This is a genomic window from Streptomyces aurantiaciflavus, from assembly GCF_049808595.1.
Classification (GTDB): domain Bacteria; phylum Actinomycetota; class Actinomycetes; order Streptomycetales; family Streptomycetaceae; genus Streptomyces.
This window is the reverse complement of the sequence record NZ_JBNCAQ010000013.1, coordinates 1-19,997: the sequence shown is the minus strand read 5'-3', so window position 1 is coordinate 19,997 and position 19,997 is coordinate 1. Positions and strand designations below refer to the sequence as shown.

At 73.4% G+C, this 19,997-nt stretch carries 22 protein-coding genes and 1 riboswitch; of the genes, 13 read left to right on the top strand and 9 right to left on the bottom strand.

What is annotated here, in order from left to right; genetic code table 11:
• Positions 1-939, bottom strand: coding sequence for a glucose-1-phosphate thymidylyltransferase RfbA (gene rfbA / locus ACPT94_RS17375; protein ID WP_425246230.1), 939 nt, complete (start codon positions 937-939; stop codon positions 1-3).
• A 128-nt stretch (positions 940-1,067) separates the two neighbouring features.
• Between rfbA and ACPT94_RS17370 the strand changes: the two genes are divergently transcribed.
• Both ACPT94_RS17370 and ACPT94_RS17365 read left to right on the top strand, forming a co-directional pair.
• The gene (locus ACPT94_RS17370; RefSeq protein ID WP_425246303.1) at positions 1,068-1,601 is read left to right on the top strand and encodes a P-loop NTPase family protein; all 534 of its coding nucleotides are present in this window, start codon (positions 1,068-1,070) and stop codon (positions 1,599-1,601) included.
• A 126-nt stretch (positions 1,602-1,727) separates the two neighbouring features.
• Positions 1,728-3,182, top strand: a complete 1,455-nt coding sequence (locus ACPT94_RS17365; protein WP_360344182.1) for a WGR domain-containing protein — start codon at positions 1,728-1,730, stop codon at positions 3,180-3,182.
• A gap of 26 nt (positions 3,183-3,208) precedes the next feature.
• Here ACPT94_RS17365 and ACPT94_RS17360 read toward each other — a convergent pair whose 3' ends face one another.
• Entirely contained in the window at positions 3,209-4,975 is a 1,767-nt protein-coding gene (locus ACPT94_RS17360) for a protein kinase domain-containing protein (protein WP_425246229.1), read from the bottom strand.
• A gap of 287 nt (positions 4,976-5,262) precedes the next feature.
• On the opposite strand from ACPT94_RS17360, the gene ACPT94_RS17355 reads away from it, so the two are divergent.
• Entirely contained in the window at positions 5,263-5,553 is a 291-nt protein-coding gene (locus ACPT94_RS17355) for a DUF6355 family natural product biosynthesis protein (RefSeq protein WP_360344188.1), read from the top strand.
• Between the two features lie 225 nt (positions 5,554-5,778).
• Here ACPT94_RS17355 and ACPT94_RS17350 read toward each other — a convergent pair whose 3' ends face one another.
• Entirely contained in the window at positions 5,779-6,354 is a 576-nt protein-coding gene (locus ACPT94_RS17350) for a GNAT family N-acetyltransferase (RefSeq protein ID WP_425246228.1), read from the bottom strand.
• Between the two features lie 133 nt (positions 6,355-6,487).
• Between ACPT94_RS17350 and ACPT94_RS17345 the strand changes: the two genes are divergently transcribed.
• A complete protein-coding gene (locus ACPT94_RS17345; protein ID WP_425246227.1) occupies positions 6,488-8,002 on the top strand; it encodes a carboxylesterase/lipase family protein in 1,515 nt (504 codons plus the stop codon).
• A gap of 7 nt (positions 8,003-8,009) precedes the next feature.
• Here the strand turns inward: ACPT94_RS17345 and ACPT94_RS17340 are convergent, their stop codons facing one another.
• Positions 8,010-9,575, bottom strand: coding sequence for a hypothetical protein (locus tag ACPT94_RS17340; RefSeq protein ID WP_425246226.1), 1,566 nt, complete (start codon positions 9,573-9,575; stop codon positions 8,010-8,012).
• Positions 9,576-9,693: 118 nt separating this feature from the next.
• On the opposite strand from ACPT94_RS17340, the gene ACPT94_RS17335 reads away from it, so the two are divergent.
• The 3 genes from ACPT94_RS17335 to ACPT94_RS17325 all read left to right on the top strand — a co-directional run bounded on the left by ACPT94_RS17335 (position 9,694) and on the right by ACPT94_RS17325 (position 11,242).
• Complete coding sequence (locus ACPT94_RS17335) at positions 9,694-9,888, top strand: hypothetical protein (protein WP_360344200.1); 195 nt, start codon at positions 9,694-9,696, stop codon at positions 9,886-9,888.
• A gap of 144 nt (positions 9,889-10,032) precedes the next feature.
• A complete protein-coding gene (locus ACPT94_RS17330; protein ID WP_360344203.1) occupies positions 10,033-10,440 on the top strand; it encodes a hypothetical protein in 408 nt (135 codons plus the stop codon).
• Between the two features lie 82 nt (positions 10,441-10,522).
• The gene (locus tag ACPT94_RS17325; protein WP_425246225.1) at positions 10,523-11,242 is read left to right on the top strand and encodes a DUF6766 family protein; all 720 of its coding nucleotides are present in this window, start codon (positions 10,523-10,525) and stop codon (positions 11,240-11,242) included.
• A 36-nt stretch (positions 11,243-11,278) separates the two neighbouring features.
• Here the strand turns inward: ACPT94_RS17325 and ACPT94_RS17320 are convergent, their stop codons facing one another.
• From ACPT94_RS17320 to ACPT94_RS17300, 5 genes are all read right to left on the bottom strand, one after another.
• Entirely contained in the window at positions 11,279-12,469 is a 1,191-nt protein-coding gene (locus tag ACPT94_RS17320; RefSeq protein WP_360344209.1) for an amidohydrolase, read from the bottom strand.
• Positions 12,470-12,616: 147 nt separating this feature from the next.
• Positions 12,617-13,477: an energy-coupling factor ABC transporter ATP-binding protein gene (locus tag ACPT94_RS17315; protein ID WP_425246224.1), complete on the bottom strand. Its 861-nt coding sequence runs from the start codon at positions 13,475-13,477 to the stop codon at positions 12,617-12,619.
• Positions 13,474-14,223 carry a cobalt ECF transporter T component CbiQ gene (cbiQ, locus tag ACPT94_RS17310; protein WP_360344215.1) on the bottom strand — a complete coding sequence of 250 codons (750 nt, stop codon included), beginning with the start codon at positions 14,221-14,223 and terminating at the stop codon, positions 13,474-13,476. The genes ACPT94_RS17315 and cbiQ overlap by 4 nt, the downstream gene beginning before the upstream one ends.
• Positions 14,224-14,229: 6 nt before the next feature.
• Positions 14,230-14,613 carry an energy-coupling factor ABC transporter substrate-binding protein gene (locus tag ACPT94_RS17305; RefSeq protein ID WP_360344218.1) on the bottom strand — a complete coding sequence of 128 codons (384 nt, stop codon included), beginning with the start codon at positions 14,611-14,613 and terminating at the stop codon, positions 14,230-14,232.
• Positions 14,610-15,320, bottom strand: coding sequence for an energy-coupling factor ABC transporter permease (locus ACPT94_RS17300; protein ID WP_425246223.1), 711 nt, complete (start codon positions 15,318-15,320; stop codon positions 14,610-14,612). Before ACPT94_RS17300 ends, ACPT94_RS17305 begins: the two co-directional genes overlap by 4 nt.
• A 30-nt stretch (positions 15,321-15,350) precedes the next feature.
• A riboswitch (cobalamin riboswitch) is annotated at positions 15,351-15,533 on the bottom strand.
• 203 nt (positions 15,534-15,736) lie between these two features.
• On the opposite strand from ACPT94_RS17300, the gene ACPT94_RS17295 reads away from it, so the two are divergent.
• The 6 genes from ACPT94_RS17295 to ACPT94_RS17270 all read left to right on the top strand — a co-directional run bounded on the left by ACPT94_RS17295 (position 15,737) and on the right by ACPT94_RS17270 (position 19,823).
• Complete coding sequence (locus tag ACPT94_RS17295; protein ID WP_360344224.1) at positions 15,737-15,961, top strand: heavy-metal-associated domain-containing protein; 225 nt, start codon at positions 15,737-15,739, stop codon at positions 15,959-15,961.
• A 404-nt stretch (positions 15,962-16,365) separates the two neighbouring features.
• Positions 16,366-16,848, top strand: a complete 483-nt coding sequence (locus ACPT94_RS17290) for a MarR family winged helix-turn-helix transcriptional regulator (RefSeq protein WP_360344227.1) — start codon at positions 16,366-16,368, stop codon at positions 16,846-16,848.
• Between the two features lie 80 nt (positions 16,849-16,928).
• Positions 16,929-17,933, top strand: coding sequence for a YihY/virulence factor BrkB family protein (locus tag ACPT94_RS17285; protein WP_360344230.1), 1,005 nt, complete (start codon positions 16,929-16,931; stop codon positions 17,931-17,933).
• Positions 17,934-18,006: 73 nt separating this feature from the next.
• Positions 18,007-18,567 carry a phosphatase PAP2 family protein gene (locus ACPT94_RS17280; protein ID WP_360344233.1) on the top strand — a complete coding sequence of 187 codons (561 nt, stop codon included), beginning with the start codon at positions 18,007-18,009 and terminating at the stop codon, positions 18,565-18,567.
• A gap of 152 nt (positions 18,568-18,719) precedes the next feature.
• Entirely contained in the window at positions 18,720-19,415 is a 696-nt protein-coding gene (locus tag ACPT94_RS17275) for a DUF4328 domain-containing protein (protein WP_425246222.1), read from the top strand.
• A gap of 102 nt (positions 19,416-19,517) precedes the next feature.
• Positions 19,518-19,823 carry an SCO0607 family lipoprotein gene (locus ACPT94_RS17270; protein ID WP_360344283.1) on the top strand — a complete coding sequence of 102 codons (306 nt, stop codon included), beginning with the start codon at positions 19,518-19,520 and terminating at the stop codon, positions 19,821-19,823.
• The last annotated feature ends 174 nt before the right edge of the window (positions 19,824-19,997 follow it).

Below are 19,997 nucleotides of genomic sequence, written 5' to 3'. Positions count from 1 at the left end.
TTACGTCCTTCCGCTGCTCAGTTCGTTCGTGTCGCACACGACCTCCGGGCCGCGCTGGGGCATGACGACGTGCCGGGAATCGTCCAGCAGCCCCAGCAGATAGTGGCCGTACCCGCTCTTGAGCAGGGGCCGGGCGAGTTCCCGGAGCCGGTCGTCGTCGATCAGGCCGGCCCGCCAGACCGCTTCCTCGACGCAGCCGACCTTGAGGCCCTGGCGCTCCTCGATGACCCGGACGAACTCCGAGGCCTGGACCATGGAGGTGAAGGTCCCGGTGTCCAGCCAGGCGGTGCCTCGGTCGAGCCGGGTGACATGCAGCGCCCCGGCCTCCAGATAGACGCGGTTGAGGTCGGTGATCTCCAACTCGCCCCGGGGGCTGGGGCGCAGGCCGCGGGCGATGTCCACGGCCTGGTTGTCGTAGAAGTACAGTCCGGGCACGGCGTACCGGGATCTGGGGCGGGCCGGTTTCTCCTCGATGGACACCGCCCGGCCCTGTTCGTCGAACTCGACCACGCCGTACGCCGACGGGTTGGCGACCTGGTAGGCGAACACCCTGCCGCCTTTCACGTCGTCATGACGTGACAACCGGGTGCCGAGGCCGCTTCCGTGAAAGATGTTGTCGCCCAGAATCAGGGCGACGGACTCGTCGCCGATGAAGTCGGCGCCCAGCACCAGGGCATGGGCGATGCCCGCCGGACGTTCCTGTGCCAGGTGTGTGAGCCGCAGACCCAGTTGACTGCCGTCGCCCAGCAGTCGACGGAACTGGCTCTGGTCCTCGGGGGTGGTGATGATCAGAATCTCCCGGACGCCGGCCATCACCAGCGTGGAAAGCGGATAATAGACCATGGGTTTGTCGAAGACCGGCAGCAACTGCTTCGACACCGAGCGGGTCAGCGGCCAAAGTCGTGAGCCGGTGCCTCCGGCCAACAGAATTCCACGCACGGAATCACCATAGGTCAATAAGTCATCAATAAGGGTTTTCACGCGAATCGCGGTGTGTATGTCGTACGGCGTCCGTTCACCGCGCACACGCCCGATCCCACCGTCACGCCGGTAGCCTGACCGCCGTGATGGTGGGCACCGAAGAAACCCGGCTGGTCGTCCTGCGCGGCAACAGCGCCTCGGGAAAGTCGTCGGTCGCGGCCGGGCTGCGGGAGCGGTTCGGGCGTGGCCTCGCCCTGGTCGGCCAGGACAACCTCCGTCGCGTGGTGCTGCGCGAACGTGACCGGGCCGGCGCCGCGAACATCGGCCTCATCGACACCGTCGCCCGCTACGCCCTGGACGCCGGCTATCACGTCGTCCTGGAAGGCCTCCTCTACGCCGACCACTACGGCGACATGCTCGCGCGCCTGCGCGCCGACCATCGCGGCGTGACCCACGGCTACTACCTGCACGTGCCGTTCGAGCAGACCCTCGTCCGGCACGCCACCAAGCCGATCGCCCACGAGGTCGGCGAGGCGGACCTGCGTGACCGGTACCGGGAACTCGACCTGCTGCCCGGCGGCGTCGAGACCGTCGTCGGCGCCGACAGCACCCTGGAGCGGACCGTCGACCGCATCATGCTCGACACCGGTCTGACCGCCCTTCCCGCACTGGAGAACTGACGGCACGAAGCCTCGCCCTCGCGGCGGCGGGCGGCGGCGGGGCGATTGTCAGTGGCTCCTCGTACGGTGTGTGAGCAGTGGGACCTGGCGGAGAGGCCGCAGGTCCGCTCCGGGGAGGAATCTGCCATGTCCACTGGGTCCACCACCGCGTCGACGACGTATCTGGAGCTGTCGGAGGACGGCGGCGGCGCGCACAAGTTCTACGAGGTGGCGGTCGACGGCCTGGTGGTGACGGTGCGTTACGGGCGGATCGGCGCGGCCGGGCAGACCCAGACGACGACGTTCCCCACGGTGGAGAAGGCGCGCGCCGCGGCCGCGAAGAAGGTCGGGGAGAAGGTCCGCAAGGGATACGCGCCGGCCGTCGCCGGGCAGCGAGCGCCGCGGGCGGTGACCCGGCGTCAGGTGACCTCGGCGCCGTCCACCGCGCGCGCCGTGGCCCCCGTGCTGTGGCGGTTCCGCACCGGATCCTCGGCGTTCGGCATCCACGTCGACGACGAGCGCTGCTGGGTCGGCAACCAGGCGGGCGACGTCTACACCCTGGACCACGACGGTGGCGTCCTGGCCCGCTTCAGCCTGCCGGACGGGGTGAAGTGCCTGGTGGCCGACGACTTCTGGATCTACGCGGGCTGCGACGACGGCCGGGTCTACGACCTGTCCTCGAAGCTGCCGTTCGCGGCGTACGACATCGCGGCGGACGTCGACATCTTCTGGCTGGACATCCACGAGGGTGTTCTCAACGTCTCCGACCGCGACGGCCGGATCACCGTCATCGACCACGAGGACGAACACCAGTGGGCCCGCCGCAGCCAGGGCGAGCACGCCTGGATGATCCGCGCCGACGACCGGGCCGTGTACCACGGCCACCACCGGGGCGTCACCGCCTACGCGCCCGACGGCGGCGGCGAGCTGTGGCACACGCCCACCCGCGGCAGTGTCCTGTTCGGCTGGCAGGAGGACGACGCCGTGTACGCGGGAACCGGGCACCGCGTGGTCCAGCGGCTGTCGAAGGCGACCGGCGCGATCGAGGCCACGTACAGCTGCGACAGCGCGGTGTACTCGTGCGCCACCTCGCCCAGCGGGCGGTTCGTCTTCGCCGGGGACTCCGCTTCGTCCGTCTACTGCTTCGACCGTGACGGCACGCGTCTGTGGAAGCTCGGCACGGGCAGCGGCTCGGCTCTGTCGATGCAGTACCGCGACGAGCGGCTGTATCTGGTGACCACGGACGGCTCACTGGTGTGCGTGGACGCGAGCGAGGCGGCCATCTCCGCGGCGCAGGAGGGCACGGTGCCTCAGGCGCGGGACGTCAAGCTCGCCGCGGCCCTGCCCACCTACGCGCCGGCCACGGCCGCCACCGCGGTGGCCACCGTCGCCCAGGCCCCCACCGGAGCGGTCGTCGTCGAATGCGTCCAGGAGAACGGCCGCATGCGGGTGCACGTGGTGTCCGAGGGTTACGACTCCTCCTGGAACGTCCAGTTCCCGCGCGCCATACGGGAGCCCGGAGCGCGCTACGTCGTGGACGCCCTGCACACGGCGGCCGGCGGTTTCTACCGGGTCCGGGGCGACATCCGGCGACTGCTCTGAGCCGGGCGTTGCGGGCGACTTGGCCGTCACTCGGTGTCGCGCAGCGCGACCCAGGTGTCGTGGGCCACGACACCGTCGGCCGTGAGCCCCCGGGCGCTCTGGAAGCTGCGCACCGCCGACTCCGTGCCGGGGCCGAAGTCGCCGTTCACCCCGTCATCGCCCAGGGAGTAGCCGCGCTCGGTCAGCATGCACTGCACCTGCAGCACCCGCTTGCCGCTGTCTCCGGGGCGGGTGCGGCCGTTGCCGGCGTAGTACGTGCAGTCGGTGTTCCAGGGCCGGCCGCCGGGTTCGGCCGGTGCGGTGACGGTGGGGGACTGGGCCGGGGTGGCGGAGGGGCCGGCGTCCGCGGCGGGGGAGGCGGGAGAGTCCGGCCGGCCGCTGCCGCCGGCCGTGACGGAGGGCTCGGGCCGCGCCGTGCCGCCGCCGTCGGTGACGACGGCGCGTCCGCCGGGCGCACCCGCGGCGGAGGCCGCGTCAGGGACGCCGGACGTGCCCGGCAGGGCGGCGTTGCCGTGCCGTTCGCCGGGCGCGGTGCCGGTCGTCGACGCGGCGGCCTCCGGAGAGGCGGCGGTCGCCGGACCCTCCCCGCGCAGCAGGACGAAGGCGGTCGCGGCGACGGCGCACAGGACGGTGCCCGCGCCGACGGCCAGGACCCGCTTCCTGCGCACCCGGAGCCGGGCTGCCGCCGGACGTGCCCGGGCCGGTTCCGTCTCGGCGGAGGGTGCGGACGGCGGGTCCGCCGGTGCGGGTGGGGACGCCAGCGCCGCCACCGGCTTCACCCGGTGGTCCGAGGGGCGGAGGCGGACCGCCCGTTCCACGGGGAGGCGGTGCAGCGTCTCGTAGGCCCGTTGGCGGGTCAGCACCCGGCCGTGGAGCGGCTCCGGCCACGCGTGGGTGCCGGGCCGCGCCTCGGCCGTGCCGATCAGCTCCCGCGGCGTGGGGCGCCGCTCGGGCTCCTTGGCCAGACAGGCGGTCAGCAGCGCCCCCAGCTCCGGGTCGGCCGCCGTGACCGCGCCGATCACCTCCGCACTCGGCTCCTCGAACGCCACCCGGTGCATCACGTCGAGCCCCGTGCCGTCCCCGAAGGGGGCCCGTCCGGTCGCCGCGTACAGCAGGGTGCCGGCCAGCGAGAACACATCCGATGCGGTGTCGCAGTGGCCCGTCCGCAGATACTCCGGCGACATGTAGGCCGGGGTGCCGACCCGGTTGCCCGTGCCCGTGATCGCGCTGGCGTCCGCGGCCTTCGAGATTCCGAAGTCGATCACCTGCGCGCCCTGGAGCGACAGCAGCACGTTGGACGGCTTCAGATCCCGGTGCACCACTCCCGCGGCGGCCAGGGCGGCGAGCGCCCGCCCCAGTTCCGCGACCAACCGCCACACGGTGGCCGCCGTCAGGGCGCCGTCCTCGCGTACGGCGTCCGCCAGATCGAGCCCCGGAACGTACTCGGTGGCCATCCACAGCAGTTCCTCGTCCCACCCCGTGCCGCGTAACCTCGGCGTGTGCGGCGGACCCAGCCGGGCGTGCACCGCTGCCTCACGTGCGAAACGGCGCTGGAACCGGACGTCCTCGGCGTACTCCGGCCGGATCACCTTCACCGCGAACAGCCCCGGGGCGTCGTCGGCGGCCCGTGCCAGATAGACCCGGCCCATCCCGCCGCTGCCGAGCAGCGCCACCGGCACGAAGGGACCCACGCGGCCCGGGTCACCGACCCGCAGCGGCGAGGCCCCGGTCTGCCGGAGCGCGGCGGCTTCGTCGGCCGCGGACTCCGGTGATGATGGCCGCAGGTCAGACACGGAACTCCCGAAGTGATGTTCGTCGTAAACCAGTTCGCCTCGATGGCGACGGGAGAACGAGGCTAGCCCAGCCCGCCGCCTGTGATCAGGGGTTTCACTTACTTCTGCCCGCGCGGAGCGGACGCCCTGGTTCCAGTCGAGCCCCTGCCGTCGCCCCGGTCGACACTCGATCGGCGGACAGGCAAAACGATCCAACAGGTGAAGCGGGCGGCGTTCGATCAACTCCGGGTGTGCGGCACGGCGATTCTGAGGCGGTTCCCATCCCTTCACCAGCAAGGAGTTTCGCTGTGCGTGTACGTCGTGTCGTGACCGGCGCCCTCGGCGCCGCCGCCCTCGTGTTCGCGTCGCTGGGCGCGGCAACGGCCACCGCCGGGCCCGCGGCCGCCGATCCGTGCGGTTTCTACGAGACCGGCTCGGACGCCTACTACAACCACTGCACCTCCGACGGCTCCCGCGTGGTCATCAAGGTCGAGGTCGCCCTCGCACCCGACTACGAGCGGTGCGTCGGACCGGGCAGGACGTGGCTCGGCTCCGCCGACAGGATCCAGGGCGCCTACTACGTCGGCCGGACCTGCTGACGAACCACACCGCGGTGGGGGGGCCGGGGGGGGGGGGGCCGCCCCCCCCCCCGCGGGGGGGGCGGGGGCCCCCCCGCGCGGGGGGGGCGGGGCGGCGCCCCCCCCCCCCCCCCCCCCCCCGGCGGGGGGCGGGCGGGGGGGGGGGGGCCCCCCCCCCCCCGGCCGGCTGTTGACCCAGGGTCCCCGCCGACGACGGGCGCGTGGACGCCGCCCAGGACCCGCGGCCTACGGCAGGGCCGTGGCCGTCGAGGAACCGGACGCGAGGGGCGTCCCGGGGGACAGGAACACGACGACGTCCGTCTCCCCGCCCGGGAGCGGCTCGGGCTCCCGCCAGCCCAGGCGGCGGTAGAACGCGAGCGTGTCGTACGCCTCGTTCCAGGTCAGGAGCCAGGCCCGCCCGTCCGGTGCGGCGCCGGCGAGCGCGGACAGCAGACGCCGCCCGAGGCCGGTGCCCCGCGCGTGCGGCCGTACTCCCAGTTCGTCGATCTCGAAGGCGCCCGCCAACAGCCGCTCCACCCGGTCGGCGCCGAGCCGCCGGGTCACCTTGCCGTAGGCGCGGTCCGAGCGGAACGGCGTCCCGGTGGTCCAGCCGGTCGCGAAGCCGTCCACCGCGCCGGTGTCCGACAGCGCGAGAACCGCCCGGAAGCCGGGGCGGTGCGCGTCGCTCTCCAACCGCTCCCGGAACGCCGCCCGGGTCTCCTCGGCGTCCCGGTGCTGCCAGGGCGGCGCGGTGAAGACCTCGACGTACGCCTCCGTGAGCTCGTGGGCGACGGTGAGGACGTCCTGGCCGAAGTACCGCATGGCGCTCCCCTCGGATGGTGGTGTACCCGTTGAGCCTGTCGGTGGACCGCGGAATTCCGGCACTGTGGTTGATCTTTCAAGAAATCTGGGTGCATGATGACCGCCCGGACAGCGCCCCGCCGAGGAGTCACCCATGAGCACCGGAGAGTTTCCCGAGGTCAAGACCGAGGCGGGGGTGGTCTGCGGACGGCGTGAGGGCGGTCTGGCCGTGTTCCTCGGGATCCCGTACGCGCAGCCGCCGGTGGGCGAGGCGCGGTTCGCGGCGCCGCGGCCGGTGGCCCGCTGGGACGGGGTGCGGGAGGCGTTCGCGTTCGGGCCGCCTCCTCCGCAGGAGCCCATGGAACCCGACATGGCCCCGCCGGGGGATCTGCCGGCCGGTGACGACTGGCTGACCGTCAACGTCTGGACCCCGGACCCGGATCCGGCGGCCCGACGCCCCGTGATGGTGTGGATCCACGGGGGTGCCTACAAGTTCGGTTCCGCCGACGACCCCGCCTACGACGGAAGTCGTCTCTCCCGCGAGGGCGGCCTCGTCGTCGTCACCCTCAACTACCGGGTCGGCATCGAGGGTTTCGCGCGGATCGAGGGCGCCCCGGCGAACCGGGGGCTCCTCGACCAGCTAGCGGCCCTGGAGTGGGTGCGCGAGAACATCACCGCGTTCGGCGGCGACCCCGAGCAGGTCACCGTCTTCGGCGAGTCGGCCGGCGCCGGGTCCGTCGCCGCGCTGATGACCATGGAGCGGACCAGGGGCCTGTTCCGGCGGGCGATCACGCAGAGCGTGCCGGGCACGTTCTTCTCGGACACGCTGGCCGGCGACATCGCCGGGACCCTCGCCGGTGAGCTCGGCCTGCGCCCCACGGTCGCCGACCTGTCCGGCGTCGACCCGCGCAAGCTGCCCGAGGCGGGGGCCGCCGTCACCGCCCGCATGCGCGAGTACGCGCACCGGTGGGGGCCGGTGGCCCTCACTCCGACCCCCTTCTCGCCCGTCGTCGACGGCGAGGTCCTGACCGCCACACCGTGGGAGGCCCTGGCGGCCGGCGCCGCCCGCGACGTGGAACTGATCACCGGACACAACCGCGACGAGTACCGCCTCTTCCTTCTCCTCGCCGGACTCCTCGGCCGGGTGGACGAGCGGCTGGCGTCGACCGCGCTCGGCCTGTTCGGTCCGACGCCCGACGCCGAGCAGGCGTACCGCGCCGCGTTCCCGGACGCCTCGCCGGAGTACCTGTTCGAGCTGGTGCAGTCCGACTGGCTGTTCCGCATGCCCTCCCTGCGCCTGGCGGAGGCACACGTGGCCGGCGGCGGCCGGGCCCACCTGTACGAGCTCACCTGGCCCGCCCCGGCCAACGGCGGCGCACTCGGCGCCTGCCACGGACTGGACGTACCCCTGACCTTCGGCGTGTACGGCGGCCTCGGCGCCATGCTGATCGGCCCCGTGCCGTCCCCCGAGACGGAGGCGCTCTCCGCCCGCGTCCGGTCCGCCTGGACGTCGTTCGCCGCCACCGGCGACCCGGGCTGGCCCGCCTACGACACCGAGCGCCGCCTCGTCCAGCTCCTCGACACCGAGCCCACCGTCGCCCCCTACCCGGAAGACGCCTCCCGCCGGCTCTGGGAACGGCACCCCTTCGCGGAACTGCCACTGCTGTGACGGGGACTCAGAACCCCGACCCCAGCGTCTGCGTCGCGTAGGCGCACTCCGTGTAGATGTAGCCGGACTGGAGCTTGGCCGTGTCCGAGGCCGGCGAGGAGAGACTGTCGTTCGGCTTGTGCACGAAGTACGTCGTGCCGGGCGGCAGACTGATGGTGCGCTCCGGGTAGTTCCTGCCGCTGTCGCTGCACGGCTCGAAGGACGGCGAGAGGGTGCTGCTGAGCGAGTACGTCCTGCAGCTGCCGCAGGCCCTGAGGGTGAAGCGGCCGGTGACCGGGCCCGTGTAGAGGACCGTGATGTCGTCGGGGCTGTCGTTCTGCACCGTGACCGAGATGCTGCCGCCCGTCCGCGTCGTGGGCAGGCTCTTCCCGGCGGCCGGCACCGTCTGCGCGATCTCCGCGGCGATCGCGATCTTCTCCGCCCTGGCCCGGTTCGTGTGGTTCTTGTTGGCCTTGACGAACTCGTTCATGGTCTTCTGCGCGGCCTCGAAGTCACCGTCCTGGTACTGGTCCACGCCGCACAGGTACGTGCCCGAGCCGGCGTTGGCGGTGGCCCGTCCGGCGTCCTCGGCGAGGGCGGCGTCCACGCCCGCCTCCGCACCGGGCAGGCCGTCGATCTCGGAGCTGAGACTCCGCAGCCGTTCGACCGCCGTGCAGGGCTCGGCGCCGCGCAGGTCCTTCGCCGCCCGGGTGACGGCGGCGCCCACGGCCGGCTCGACCTTCGCGGCCTGCGCCGACTCGGGGAAGTCGGTCAGCAGTTCACCGAACCGCTCGGGCCAGGCGGACCCGCCGCTCGCCAGGTCCTTCGCCGCGCACTCGTACAGCGAGGTGGCCAGACGGTCGTCGGGCCAGGTTCTCAGCTCCCCGAGGTCCGTCGCGGGCATGCTCTTCGGGACCGTCCGCAGATAGGTCAGCGGCTCGATCGCCCCGCAGTGGTCGCCCTGCGCGTACACGGCGCCGACCGTCGAGTAGAAGGTCCTCATCCGGGCCGGCACCCGGTCGGCCGCGCGAGAGCCGGAGTGGTCGGCGCTCAGGTCCTCGTAGAGGGACAGCGCCTCGCGGTAGCCGTCCTTGCCGAGGGCGAACGTCTGCTTGCCGGACTGCGCCACCAGCCGGTCGGCCCGGTCCAGCCGGTCGAGCAGCATCTGCTCCACCGCCTCGTCCCGCGCGTCGTCGTACAGCACGACGCCCCCGGCCGGTACGGCGAGCAGGACGAGCCCCAGCCCGAGGGCGATCGGCGCCGGTCCGGGCCACGCCGACCGGGCCCGCAGGCCCACGCGCGCGCCGTGCGCCGCCACCGCGGCGAGGAACACGGCGTACACGACGAGGGCGAATCCCGGGACGCCGTCCGGCTCGGCGGGCAGCGCCACGAGCAGCAGGGCGGCGGTGGCGATCCAGCAGAGCGCCATGAGTCCCCAGCGGCGCACGAGCCCGTACCCCAGGCCCAGACCGCTGAGGTTGAGCACCGCCACCGCGACGGCCCGCACGCCGTCCGCCGGCGCCGGCGGCGGGGCCGGCGGCATCGGTGGGACGAAGTACCCCTGGCCGTACGTGCCGTACTGATCCCCGGACATGGCCGCCCCCCCGTCAACAGCGCCCACACGCCTCTGATTTGTCAGTGTACGGGCGAAGAGTGAGATTCGAACAGGGCGGCGCCGGGCCCGAGTTGTACTCTCCGGGGCAGGGGGTGGCATGACGGAGCGCGACTGGTACGACGACAGTGACTACCGCGATGCCGTGCGGCGGGCGGGACGTACGACACGGTGCGCGTGGTGGGCCATCGGGGGCGTGGCGGGTCTGTTGGGCGTGGCCCTGATCGCCCTGATCGCCGTGCTGGCCGCCGTCTGCCTGGTGATCGCTTTCGGGATGGTCGCCGTCGCGGACTAGCCCTCTCCCCGACGGCCCACGGTCAGTCCCGGGGAACGGTGGGGTTGTCCGCTGGGTGGGGGACCTGTGGGCGTGGAAGCCGTCCGTGTGCCGCCGGGTGCGGTGTACTGCCGGGCAGGTCGGCACGGATGCGGAGGTGGTGGGGTGGCCGGACGAGCGTGGAGCGCGGCCGTCGCGGTCGTCCTCGCCGGCACCGTCGGCGCGTGCGGCACGGTCTCGGAACGGCGCGACGACGTACGGGCGGCCACGGCCGCGTTCGAGAAGGCACTCGGCGAGAGAGCTTACGGCCGGATGTGCGCGGCCCTCGCGCCGGGCACCAGGGAGGAACTGGAGCAGTCGGCCGGCACCCCCTGCCCCGAGGCGCTCAGCGAGGAACCCCTGCCCGCGGGCGGTGACCTGCGGGGGAGCGACGTCTACGGCAACCAGGCGCGGGCGGTGCTCGCCGGCGACACCCTGTTCCTCTCCCACTTCACCACCGGCTGGAAGGTCGTCGCCGCCGGCTGCCGGCAGCGGCCGCACCTGCCCTACCAGTGCCAGATCAAGAGCGGGTGAGCGTGCGCACGATGTTCACGGCGATCCTGCTGCTCGTCGCGGTCGGCCTCGCCTACCTCGCGGCCGTGGGACTGATGCAGCGGTGAGCGGGCCCACGGCCGGGACCACGGCCTCGCCGCCCCGAGGCCCGAGGAGCTTCCTACGGGACAACGGACTGGGGCTGTTCTTCACCGTCGCCTTTCTGCTGACCCTCGTCGGGCAGGCGATCGCGGGACACGCCGACTTCAACAACCAGATGCTCGCCGACCAGTTGCAGCCGGTCGGTTTCGGCGCGTACGTGACGTCCTCCGACTTCGCGGTCGACGTGGCGGAGAACTGGCAGTCGGAGTACCTGCAGTTCTCGCTCTACATCGGTGCCACCGTCTGGCTGCTGCAGCGCGGCTCACCGGAGTCCAAGGAGCCCGGCAAGTCCGGCCCCGAGTCGGACCGGGACCAACTGGTCGGCGAGCACGCCAGGGACAGTTCACCCAGGTGGGCCGCGGCCTCCGGCTGGCGGCGCACGCTGTACTCCAACTCCCTGCTGCTGGTCATGGGCACGATCTTCGTACTCTCCTGGCTGGTGCAGTCGATCACCGGTGTCGCCGCGTACAACGAGGTGCAGTTGCGGCAACTCCAGGCCCCGGTCGGCTGGTTCGACTACCTCGGCGCCGCCGACTTCTGGAACCGCACCCTGCAGAACTGGCAGTCCGAACTGCTCGCCGTCGCCTCGATGGCGGTGCTGTCGATCTACCTGCGGCAGCGGGGCTCACCGGAGTCGAAGCCGGTGGGCTCCGCGCACGACGCCACCGGCGTCGAGGGCTGACGCACCGCCCGACGACCCGACCACGGGCGACCGCGCTCAGCGCGGCGCGCCGACGGCGCCTCGCAGCCCGCTCCACGCCGCGGCCCGCAGGTCCGCGTCGTACAGCACGTCCACCGCGGTGCACGCCAGCGCCTCCGTGGCGGCCGACAGCACCCGCCGGGCCCGCTCGGACGCCGCCGCGACGGCGAACTCGGGCGTGTGGTCCGAGCCGTCCTCGTCCATGATCGCGACGAACGGGTGGATGGCCGGCACCCGGGCACTGACGTTGCCGATGTCCGACGAGCCCAGGTACACACCGGGCGCGGGCGGCGTGAGCGCGATCCCGGTGCGGCCCAGATGCGCGGCGAAGCGCCCGGAGAGCGGCTCGCTGTCGCGGAAGTGCTCGTAGCGGACACTGGCGCGTTCGACCGCACAGGTGGTGCCGGTGGCCCGCGCCACTCCCGCGGCGGCGGAGCGCAGCTGCCCGGCCAGGTCGTCCAGGGCGCCCGTGGTGGCCGCGCGCAGACCGAACAGGCCCTCCGCGAACTCGGGGACGATGTTCGTGGCCGTGCCTCCGTGCGTGACGATGCCCTGGACGTGCGAGGCCTCCGGCAGGCGGCGGCCGAGCGCGGACAGCACGTTGAACAGCTCGATCAGGGCCGCGAGCGCGTCGACGCCCTCGGTGGGGTTGCCCGTGGGATGGGCGGCCCGGCCGTGGAAGCCGACCCGGTACTGCTCCTGCGCCGTCAGCGGCGCCCGGGCCCAGTCGTACACGCCCGGGTGGAACATGAGCGCGGCGTCCACGTCGTCGAAGACGCCCGCCTCCACCTCCAGGGCCTTGCCCCCGCCGCCCTCCTCGGCCGGGCTGCCCACCGCCAGCACCGATCCGGCGTCCGGATCCAGCGCGGCACGGGCGGCGAGCGCGGCGCCCAGACCGGCGGCGGCGATCAGGTTGTGCCCGCAGGCGTGCCCGAGGCCGGGCAGGGCGTCGTACTCCAGCAGCAGCGCCACCGCGGGGCGGCCCCGGCCCCAGCGGGCGGTGAAGGCGGTCGGCATGCCGGCCACGTCCTGCCGCACGTCGAATCCGGCCCGGCGCAGCTCGTCCGTCAGGAGCGTGGCCGCCCGCCGCTCGGCGAACGCGTACTCGGGGTCGGCGTGCAGCGCCGTCGCGACGCCCCAGAGCGCGTCCGCCCGGCTCAGGACGTCTTCGTGGACACGGCGGTAGGCGGAGTCGTGGGCGAAGGACACGCGGCCTCCCGGGCGTCGGCGGACCTTTCCTTCCGTGACACCGGGTTCCACCGCGCGGCCCGCCGACACCCGCCGGGGTCATGGCCCGTCCTTCGGATCAGGCCGCAGACGCGGGGCCCGATCCGAACGACACGACCTGACAGAGCCCTACCCGCCGTCGGCCGGGACCGGGGGAGCGGTGGGCGCCTTCGGCAGGGCGGCCAGTTCCTCGGGGCTGCGGGGGCCGGGTTCGCCCTCGGCCAACAGGCCCTGGGCGCACAGCAGTCGCGTGGCCGCGATGCCCCAGGGCAGCCGGAGGCCCGCCTGATGGAGGAGGTCCGTGCGGGCCAGGGCGGTGGCCGCGGGGCCGGTGTGGGCGCCGGAGGGGGTGAGCAGGGCAGCGTCGTCGGCCCAGCGCAGGGCGAGGTCGACGTCATGGGTGGCCATCACCACCGTCGTGCCGGACGCGCGCAGGGCGTCGAGGGTGGCGAGGAGGCGCTCCTGGCCGTCGGGGTCGAGCCCGGCGGTCGGTTCGTCGAGGATCAGCACGCGCGGCCGCATCGCGACGGCGCCCGCGATCGCGGTCCGCTTGCGCTGGCCGTAGGAGAGCAGATGGGTGGGCCGGTCGGCCAGGGCGGTGATGTCCAGCGCGGCGAGCGCCTCCTCCACCCGGGCCCGCACCTCGGCATCGGGCAGGCCGAGGTTCAGCGGCCCGAACGACACGTCCTGCGCGACCGACGCGGCGAACAGCTGGTCGTCCGGGTCCTGCACCACCAGCTGGACGGTCGTCCGCAGCCGGGTCAGCCCCTTGCGGTCGTACGTCACCGGCTGCCCCTCGACCGTCAACACGCCGGTGTGCGGGCGCAGTCCGCCGCTGAGCAGCCGCATCAGCGTCGTCTTGCCGCTGCCGTTGCGGCCGAGCAGCGCGAGCGCGCGTCCTTCGCGCACCTCGAAGTCGAGGCCGTCGAGCACGGCGGGGCCGTCCTCGTACGCGAAGGAGGCGCCCCGCAGGACGACCAGCTCGCTCATGACAGGGGCCTTTCCAGTACGAAGGTGAGGGCGGCCAGGGCCACGAGGAGCCCGGCGCCGGCCACCGTGAAACGGACGGAGACACGGGCCTCGGGCACCAGCACGCGCAGGGTGCCGTCATAGCCGCGTCCGGCGAGCCCGGCCTGCAGCCGCGCCGCCCGGTCGAAGGCCCGTACGAAGGCGGTGGCCCCGAGCCCGGCCAGGGAACGCCACTCGGCGGCCCGTGAGGTGTGCCCGAGCCGGGCCGCCTGCGCCTCCCGGATCAGGCGCACGGAGTCCAGCAGCAGGAAGCTCATGCGGTACGTGACCATCGCGACGTCCACGACCGGCGCGGGCACACCCGCCCGCACCAGACGCGGCAGCAGGTCGGACATCGGCGTGGTGAACGCGAACAGCAGCACGCCGAGGGAGGCGGCCGAGGAGCGCAGCATCAACTCCCCGGCGCGCACGGCCCCGCCGTCGGCCAGGCTCACGAACCCGCCGGGCCCGCCCACCTGCACGAGCAGCGTCACCGCGCCGGTCGCGCAGAACCCCAGCGGCACCCGGTAGGCGCGCCACAGCCGGCGGGCCGGCACACCCGCCGGGCCCAGCAGCAGGGCGAGCGCCGTCACCAGCACCAGGGCCGCGCCCGGCCACGGCGGCAACGAGATCGCCAGCACGGTCAGGCCGAGTCCGAGTACGGCCTTGTCCACGGGATGGCGGTGGCGCCAGCGGCTGCTGTGCGCCGCCGCGTCGATCGGCAGCACGAGCGCTCAGACCCGTCCCGGCGTGGACTTCTCGGTGTCGGGCACGCCCGCCGCGTCCGCGGGGTCCTGCGCCTCCAGCTCCGCCCGCGCCCGCTGTTCGCCCTGACGCCGCCCCCGGCGCAGACCGAAGTAGTAGGCGAGGACACCCGCGCCCAGGGCCGCCTGGAGGGAGAACAGCGCCGACTCGATCTCCCCGGAGGGCGGTTCGTACAGGGGCGAGAACCACGGCTTGTAGTCCGGCTCGATCTCGGTGATCGCCGTCTCCGCCTCGCCGTCGGAGCCCGCGAACGGCTGCTCCTTGTGGTCGCCGAGCCCCAGGGCCAGCGGCAGCACGGCCAGCGCGATCACCACGACCAGCAGCAGGACGTTGATCTTCGTGTTCCGGCTCATCGGGCCACCGCCTGCGTCCCGGCCGGCTTCTGCTCGGCCCGCTCGCCGGCCACGAGGACACCGAGCCGGGTCAGTTCGCCCTTGCTGGACTGCACCAGCAGCCGCATCACCAGCACCGTGAGGAGACCCTCGCTCACCGCGAGCGGGATCTGCGTGACGGCGAAGATGGAGCCGAACTTGCCCAGCGCGCCCAGGAACCCGCTGCTCGGGTCGGGGAACGCCAGCGCCAGCTGCACGCTGGTGACGCAGTAGGTGGACAGGTCGGCGACGAACGCGCCGAAGAACACCGTGACCATCAGCGGCACGTCGTACCGCCGCAGCAGCCGGTACGTCCCGTAACCCGTCCAGGGGCCGACGATCGCCATCGAGAAGACGTTGGCGCCCAGTGTGGTCAGGCCGCCGTGGGCGAGCAGCAGCGCCTGGAAGAGGAGGGTGATGGTGCCGAGCACCGCCATGATCGGCGGCCGGAAGAGGACGGCGCCCAGGCCGGTGCCGGTGGGATGCGAACAACTCCCGGTCACCGAGGGCAGCTTGAGCGCGGACAGGACGAACGTGAAGGCTCCGGAGGCGCCGAGCAGCAGGGTGCTCTCGGGGTGCTCCTTGACTTCACGGCTCAGTGCGCGGACTCCGTGGACGACGAACGGCGCCGACGCGACGCCCCAGGCGACAGCGTGCGCCGGAGGAAGGAAACCCTCGGCTATGTGCATGGCTCAGCAGACCCTCTCCAGCACCTCGTGGATGGTTGACGCGCCTTGGCCGGTCTCCTGGCTGACGGGTACCACCGCCCGTACTCCGCCTTCCCGGGTCCGAGGACCCAGTGGCTGCCCGCGAGGGCCGGAGCCGGACTTCCCGATCACAGTGGCGAGGGCCGCACCGGCATCACACCGGATTTCCCGTTCACCAAGGCGTGGCGACAGTAGTGCGCCGACAGGGGCGCTGACAAGCGGCAACGGGGCGCGCGGACGGCGGACGACGGCTCACGCACCGGCGCACGGGTGGCCGCGGCGGCGCGGTACGCGCTTGCTGAACACGGTGGTGATCCACCCCGTACCTGCTGCCGCAAGGCCCCGGGACGCCACCCGGGGGCGCAGTCACCGGTGAACTGACGACAGGAGCACCCGCCATGGCCGAGAAGACCTACGCCGTGTCCGGTATGAGTTGCGGCCGCTGCGCCGCCGGCGTCGCCGAGAAGCTGGTGGAGGTGTCGGGTGTCAACGAGGTCGACGTCGACGTCCGGGCGGGGCTGGTCACCGTGCGTGGCGAGCTGCTCGACGGCGACGCCGTGCGCGCGGCCATCGACGAGGCGGGCTACCGGGCCACGGAGTTCGCGCGGCGCGCGGCGGCCTGAGAGACGCCGGGCGTGCGCCGGCCGCCGGCGCCGCTCAGTCCCGGGCGCGAGGCCGCCCGGCCGTGGTGCGTGCCGTCGGCCGCCGCCACCACGGGCGGCCGGGCCGGCGCGGTCCCCGAACGGCGGCCGGGCCGGTCCGGGCGGACCACCGGAGGGGCGCCGTCCGGCATCGGGGCCGCGGCGGCCCGGCAACTCCCATGGCGGGCACAGCGGTCCCTCGACGCGGCCGCGTCGGTCCAGGCGGACCGTCAGAGGATCGTCGTCCGGCATCGGCCGACCGCGGCGGCTCGTCGACTCCCCTTGCACGGTGGCTTCTCGACGCGGCCGCGCCGGTCGTCCCCGGCGCGTGTCCGGCCGACGGGGCCGCCTAGTACGCTGACGGGCGTCCCCGTGCCTGCGAGAGGGTGACCGTGACCGCCTTCCGCCATCGCCCGGAGCCCGACGAGGTCGCACGGGTCACCTCGACGGCCGCCGAGCTGCTGGAAGTCCTGTGGGGCCGGGCCTCGACCGCGCCCGCCTCCGCGTCCCAACTCCGGGTGCTGCTGGTGCTCGAGCACCAGGACGGCATCAACCTGCGCACCCTCGCCGCCTCGCTCGCCTCCACGCCACCGTCGACCAGTCGGCTGTGCGACCGGTTGCAGACCGCGGGCTTCGTCGAACGCGTCGTGAGCCCGGCCGACCGGCGTGAGGTGCGGCTGCATCTCAGCGGCCGGGGCCGGGCCTTCCTCGCGGATCTGCGGGTGCGCAGGGAGCGGGAGTTGCGGGCGGTGCTGGCCCTGATGCCGGCCGCCAAGCAAGTCGCGCTGCTGGAGGGACTGGAGGCCTTCTGCGACGCGGCGACGCTGTCCCACGACGACACCGAGGACGCCGGCAGCCGGACCGCCTGAACCGCGGGTGCGTCGAGTGCGCGGCTCCGTCCCACCTCCGTCCGACGCATGAGCCGGGCCGCGGGGGATACCCCGGAGCCATGGCACGGACATCGAAATCCCGGCCGACGCCGGGCCCGATCGAGCAGGTGGAGCGGCAGGCGCCGGACGAGCCCGGCCAGCTGCCGAAGCGGTCCTGGCGGGCGGTGCTGAAGGGCACGCTGACGGAGTTCAAGGACGACGAACTCACCGACCGCGCGGCCGCCCTGACGTACTACGGGGTGCTGTCGCTGTTCCCGGCCCTGCTGGTTCTGGTGTCCCTGCTGGGCGTCGCCGGCCGGTCGGCGACGGACCAGGTCCTGGAGAATCTGCGGAAGCTCGCGCCGGGCTCGGCCCGGGACATCGTCAGCGACGCGGTGCAGCAGCTCCAGGGCCGTGGCGGGGTCGGCTCCGTCATGGCGGTCGTCGGCCTGGTCCTGGCGGTGTGGTCGGCCTCCGGGTACGTCGCCGCCTTCATCCGCAGCGCCAACGCCGTGTACGACATGCCGGAGGGCCGTCCGGTGTGGAAGGTGCTGCCGGTCCGGGTCGGCGTGACGGTGGTGCTGCTCGTGCTGGCGGTGATCAGCGCGCTGATCGTGGTGTTCACGGGTGCCCTGGCCCGCCGGGCCGGGACCGCGCTCGGCATCGGGGACACGGCCCTGACGGTGTGGTCGTTCGCGAAGTGGCCGGTGCTGGTCGTCCTGGTCACCGTCATGATCGCGCTCCTGTACTGGGCGACGCCGAACGTGAAGGGGCGCGGTTTCCGCTGGATCACCCCGGGCAGCGTGCTGGCCCTGGTGATCTGGCTGGTCGCCTCGGCCGGGTTCGCTTTCTACGTCGCCAACTTCGCCTCGTACAACAAGACCTACGGCACGCTCGCCGGCGTGATCGTGTTCCTGGTGTGGCTGTGGATCAGCAACATCGCGATCCTGCTGGGCCTGGAGTTCGACGCGGAACTGGCCCGCCAGCGCGCCGTCGCGGGCGGACTGCCACGTGACGAGGAGCCGTACGTGCCGCCCCGCGACACCCGCGCCTGGACCGAGGAGGACGAGCGGCGCCTGGAATGATCGGCGCGAGGGCGTGCACGAGGGCGTGACGGCTGCGGCGTCAGGAGGGGAACAGCGTGGGAAGTCGCAGGTCATGAGCGTGTTGGCGGATCTGCGGGAGCAGGACGGACGACTGGCGCGGCGCGTGGCGTCGTGGCGGTCGGACCGAGCCCGGCGCGTGCTGCCGACGGTGGAGGAGGCGGCCCAGCACACCAAGCTGTGGTGGGGTGCCGCGCTCCTCATGGCCGCGGCGGGCGGCCTGCGGGGGCGCGGGGCCGCGACGGCGGGCGTGGTGAGCATGGCCCTGGCGGAGGCGGCGTCCAACGGCGTCGCCAAGCAGCTGTGGAAACGGCGCCGGCCGCCCGAGGAGTGGACCTCGCACGAGGAGGTCCACGACCGGCCCGACTCCTCGTCCTTCCCCTCCGGCCACACCGCGGCCGCCGTCGGCTTCACCGCCGCCGTGACCCGGGTCTGGCCCTGGGCGGGCGCCGCCTGCGCGTTCCCGGCGGTCATGATCGCCGCCGAACGCGTCCACACCGGCGCCCACTACCCCTCCGACGTCGCGGCCGGAGCCGCGATCGGCCTGGCGGCGGCCGTCCTGACCCGGCGCGCGCCCGGCCTCGCGGTACGGGCACTGGCCGCGAAGGTCAGGTGAGGCGGTCTTCGGGACGACGGTGCCGATCGCGCCGCCGACGGCCTGTACGGCAGCCCGGGACGCGCCGCCGACGCCGGCCCGGCCCCGCGCGTCACGACGCGACAGATGCCCCCGGTGGCGAACGGTGTGACCCCGGCAGCGAGGATGTCCCGGTGAGCGATCTCCAGGACCACCGCGCTGACGACCCCGCGCCTGTCCCCACCCTGCGTCCGGTCCGGGCGAGTGCCCGCTGTGCCGCCCTCGCCCTGGGCCTCGCCGGCCTGGCCTGGGCCGGCCGGGCCGTGTGGCAGGTGCGGCTCGCCGTGGCCGGGGAGCCGGCCGGCGGGCCGCCGGACCAGGGCGGCGGACAGCACCGCCCGCTGATCGGACTCGAGGACGCCTATCACATCGTCACTTCCGTGGGGAACGCCGTCACCGCCCTCTGCGCGGTGGCGTTCCTGGCCTGGTTGTGGCGAGTACGCGACAACGCGCAGGTCCTGTCCGGTCGGCCTCCGCGGTACTCGTGGATCTGGGTTTACGGGGGCTGGGTCGTCCCCGTCGCCAACCTGTGGGTGCCGCGCGGGATCATCGCGGACGTCCACCGCTCCGGAGCCCCGGGAGAGCGGCTGCCGCGTGCCCTGAACTGGTGGTGGGGGCTGTGGCTGGCGGGGATGCTCAGCGGCGTGGGGCTGATGTACACCGGCTCCACGGACGACGTCATCGCGCGCGCCTACACGGACGTCGCCGGGCTGCTGGCCGCCGACGCGGCCGTCGTGGGCGCGGCCGTCGCCGGTGTCCTCCTCGTCCGCGCGGTCTCCTTCGCTCAGCAGGCGCGGATCGACTCGGGTAGGCCGGCCCGGGCCGGCTGAGTACGCGTACTCATGAGGGCCGCTCGCGCCTCGCGCAGGCTGGTCGCACAAGACGACGAGAGGGAGTCAAACGTGCGTACCGGCAACCGAGCCCAGCCCCCGATGTCCGCGATCGGCCGTGGGGTGAGGCGGTCCGTCCTGGGCCTGTCGCTGGTCGGTCTGAGCGCCGCGCTGCTCACCGGCTGCTCCCTTCAGGACGCGACCTGCGGAGGCGGCGAGTACCCGGTCCTGGCCGTGGGGAGCAGCGGCAGCGACTGCGTGCCCAACGGCGAGGAACCGCCGACGGGATACGCGCGCTACCCGGAGGGCAAGGTCCCCGAGCACGTCGGCGACGAGTGGGACGAGTACTGGAGCACCCGCACCCTCGACGAGAACGGCAGGATCATCGAGGTGCCCGCGGGGGAATGAGCGGGCTGGGGCCTGTTGCGAAAGTGGCGTCGCGCGGCAGGCGCCACTTTCGCAACAGACCCTAGTGCCGCGGCAGGCAACGTTTGCCCGTTGAGGAGCGGGGTCCGGTGCGTGCTCTCGGTGTGCCGGCCGGAAGCCCTCGTACTGGATGTACTTGGGCTTTCGGCCGGTGCG

Coding starts and splice junctions, on each gene's coding strand:
- ACPT94_RS17370 (WP_425246303.1), top strand. CDS start 1,068: ATGGTGGGCACCGAAGAAACCCGGCTGGTCGTCCTGCGCGGCAACAGC.
- ACPT94_RS17365 (WP_360344182.1), top strand. CDS start 1,728: ATGTCCACTGGGTCCACCACCGCGTCGACGACGTATCTGGAGCTGTCG.
- ACPT94_RS17350 (WP_425246228.1), bottom strand. CDS start 6,354: ATGCGGTACTTCGGCCAGGACGTCCTCACCGTCGCCCACGAGCTCACG.
- ACPT94_RS17345 (WP_425246227.1), top strand. CDS start 6,488: ATGAGCACCGGAGAGTTTCCCGAGGTCAAGACCGAGGCGGGGGTGGTC.
- ACPT94_RS17340 (WP_425246226.1), bottom strand. CDS start 9,575: ATGTCCGGGGATCAGTACGGCACGTACGGCCAGGGGTACTTCGTCCCA.
- ACPT94_RS17335 (WP_360344200.1), top strand. CDS start 9,694: ATGACGGAGCGCGACTGGTACGACGACAGTGACTACCGCGATGCCGTG.
- ACPT94_RS17315 (WP_425246224.1), bottom strand. CDS start 13,477: ATGAGCGAGCTGGTCGTCCTGCGGGGCGCCTCCTTCGCGTACGAGGAC.
- ACPT94_RS17305 (WP_360344218.1), bottom strand. CDS start 14,613: ATGAGCCGGAACACGAAGATCAACGTCCTGCTGCTGGTCGTGGTGATC.
- ACPT94_RS17300 (WP_425246223.1), bottom strand. CDS start 15,320: ATGCACATAGCCGAGGGTTTCCTTCCTCCGGCGCACGCTGTCGCCTGG.
- ACPT94_RS17295 (WP_360344224.1), top strand. CDS start 15,737: ATGGCCGAGAAGACCTACGCCGTGTCCGGTATGAGTTGCGGCCGCTGC.
- ACPT94_RS17285 (WP_360344230.1), top strand. CDS start 16,929: ATGGCACGGACATCGAAATCCCGGCCGACGCCGGGCCCGATCGAGCAG.
- ACPT94_RS17280 (WP_360344233.1), top strand. CDS start 18,007: ATGAGCGTGTTGGCGGATCTGCGGGAGCAGGACGGACGACTGGCGCGG.
- ACPT94_RS17270 (WP_360344283.1), top strand. CDS start 19,518: ATGTCCGCGATCGGCCGTGGGGTGAGGCGGTCCGTCCTGGGCCTGTCG.